The organism is Phyllobacterium sp. P5_D12 (assembly GCF_054049495.1).
Genome location: NZ_JBFUMG010000615.1, coordinates 1 through 2,474, shown reverse-complemented (window position 1 = coordinate 2,474; position 2,474 = coordinate 1). Strand labels below are relative to the sequence as shown.

At 52.4% G+C, this 2,474-nt stretch carries 3 protein-coding genes and 1 tRNA gene; 1 reads left to right on the top strand and 3 read right to left on the bottom strand.

The window, feature by feature from the left end; translation table 11 throughout:
• Positions 1-273, bottom strand: a 273-nt coding sequence (locus tag ACXJ5O_RS24280; protein WP_457302141.1) for a DUF930 domain-containing protein, incomplete at its 3' end; no start/stop codon positions are given.
• A 443-nt stretch (positions 274-716) separates the two neighbouring features.
• Complete coding sequence (locus tag ACXJ5O_RS24275; protein ID WP_457302140.1) at positions 717-1,043, bottom strand: hypothetical protein; 327 nt, start codon at positions 1,041-1,043, stop codon at positions 717-719.
• Positions 1,044-1,119: 76 nt separating this feature from the next.
• On the opposite strand from ACXJ5O_RS24275, the gene ACXJ5O_RS24270 reads away from it, so the two are divergent.
• A tRNA-Ser gene (locus ACXJ5O_RS24270) sits at positions 1,120-1,211 on the top strand.
• A 964-nt stretch (positions 1,212-2,175) separates the two neighbouring features.
• Here the strand turns inward: ACXJ5O_RS24270 and ACXJ5O_RS24265 are convergent.
• Positions 2,176-2,474, bottom strand: a 299-nt coding sequence (locus tag ACXJ5O_RS24265; RefSeq protein WP_457302139.1) for a hypothetical protein, incomplete at its 5' end; no start/stop codon positions are given.

Genomic DNA, 2,474 nt, shown 5'->3' with positions numbered 1-2,474 from the left:
GTACCACTCGCCGCGGCTGCGAAAGGCGGCGCCACGCGTCTTGATGGCGTGGTCTTCCATTGTCGGATCGGCGAAGGCGTATGCGAGCACTTTATCCGGGTTGAACTTTCCCTCGTCCTTGCGGATGCGCTCCATCGCCTCCACATCGCAGCGCTGCTCCAGCCGGGTTTGTGGATCAAGCTTCTTCAAGCCTGCCTCCTCGGTCGAATTCATGGCTGATGCTGGACGAAACGCGAAAGCTGCCAGCGCAATCGTAACAAAAATCTTCTTCATGCTCTGATTGGCCCCTGTATCTGCAAATGGTGCCGGACAATATCGGCAAGTGATGCCAATAGCCAACCCTTGCCGGGCGAGCGCCCACAAAATTGAACTATATCCTGCAAACTGTGATTTCCGGCGTATCGGTCGTGGATGGCGCCGCCAAACGCATCCTTGACGAATGGCCCGCCGAAAATGGTGATATCGTTACGGGTTGGCGCCTGACCTGGCTTCAGGAAGGGGTCAGATGTAGCGAAATATATAAAGGGGACCTTTTCTGCGGCGGTTCCAAAGAGTGTTGCGATAACAGCCGAATGACAAAGTCCCAGGTCGCTTAGGAGAAAACGAATCGGGGTTATGATATAAAGATTCCACCTAACGGGACTCACCGAAATCTCTTTGTCCTCGCCGCACAAAAGGAGGGCGCAGATGACCTAAATCGAATTGATTAGAAACACTTAGTCGAACTTTGCTTTGCGGAACAAGGTGCCATTTGTGTGCGTTGACCCACCATGACCAACCTCGATTTTCTTGCTGTCACGATTGAAGTTGATGAGACGGGTGAGCTGCGGAACGTGAGTTCCGTCGCTGAGGCCGCCGAAATCCTTCGTCAGAATTGGCCAGTCGACCGCGGCAAAGAACTTTCCAGAGCGCGGCGTGCCTGCCTCGATGCGATGGAAGGGACGGGGGCCGTGGAAGAGGCAAGAACTGCTTTCGTCGCTGCCGCCAAGGAAGCCGGCATATTGGTTTGGAACAGCGCTTGGCGGTTTTGATCTCGGCTCCATGCCGGTAATGCGATTTTTGGGTGAGGCGGAACAAAATCCTTGCAAACATGGGGTTTCATCTTTAGTCAGYGTCCTCGGAGAGGTGGCCGAGTGGTCGAAGGCGCTCCCCTGCTAAGGGAGTAGACCCGTTAAACGGTCTCGAGGGTTCGAATCCCTTCCTCTCCGCCATTCACACGATTTCTCATTCTAATTCAATAACTTAAGTACTTGTGGTTATAGGAACTACCTTCATACCCACCATTAAAGAAATTGCCGTATCTTTGGTTGTAGTGACGCGAAAAACTTACGCGAGGTATGCAAAAGCTAGAGTAAAAGTCTGCTCTGGTCACCTTAGTCCCTGCTCGATGTCCGTTAGCACACCAGCAGCGGACATAAGATAGTATTTTCTTTACGACAGACGCGACGCCAGCCATGAGTTCAAAGAACGACCGATTCGGGGCCGATTCCGGTCAGGCGGCTTTCAAGAACCGCCCTGCGAAAGCAGAAGTTTAGGTCGGCTTCCGTGATGTCTGGGTCTGACCCATAGCGAACAGGTTTCCAGGGCCTTTGGCGATGAATGTCTCGATCCGGATGGTGCTTTGACAGCTTGGGACCGCGCACGATATCGATATTCCTTCAGCTCATTGGCGCTTATGATTGAGCCGCCGATCACGCACAATCGAACCCATTCATTGGTTTTGGACGGTCTGGTTCAAAAGCCTTGCGCTTCCCCACACTTGCACCAGGGATCTCAAATTCGGAGCGTTGCCTTGAGAGCCATATCCAGATCTTCCATAAGTCATCCGAGTCTTCTAGGCCTACTGACAGGCGCAATAAACATGGATGGAGGAGATTTTCCCCTTATTGGTTCGATCTTCCAATTATGTTGATCCTGTTTCTCGTCTTACGGTGGGCCCCTGCCGGGGTCGTTCCAAATCGATGTTTGATTGTCGTTGGCAGCGCCTAAGACCCCTTGTCTCAACCGCTTAGCAAGATTGATCATTGAGAACGTCAGGACATTGCGGAGGACGTCTATTTCTCGCCGTCCATTCAAGGTGTTGCCTTCCATAGGAAGGATTAGGTCCAAAATCTCCTTGAATCTGGCGAGGATTTCCTGATCCGAAAGCATGAAGGCCAGTTCCGGATCTCAGTCTCATTCGGTCGTGCTTCTTTTACATTCGGGCTGGCGCAAGGGTTCGTCTTCTTCGTTCAGGAACTGGTCCGCCTGAAAGATCACTGCCGGATGCAGCACAGCGGCGCAGATCGAGAAACCTGTTGTCAGCTCCACAACCAATGACCTCACAGACCGCGACAGCCAATTCCCAATCGGTTCGCGAGACTCCGGTTGAACGAAATCCCCAGATGCATTTCGCTGTCTCGACGTGAAGATACCGAGGGATTGGCGCAAACATTTGTCATAGAACCATGATGGCGGACTCTTTATCGTTTCCC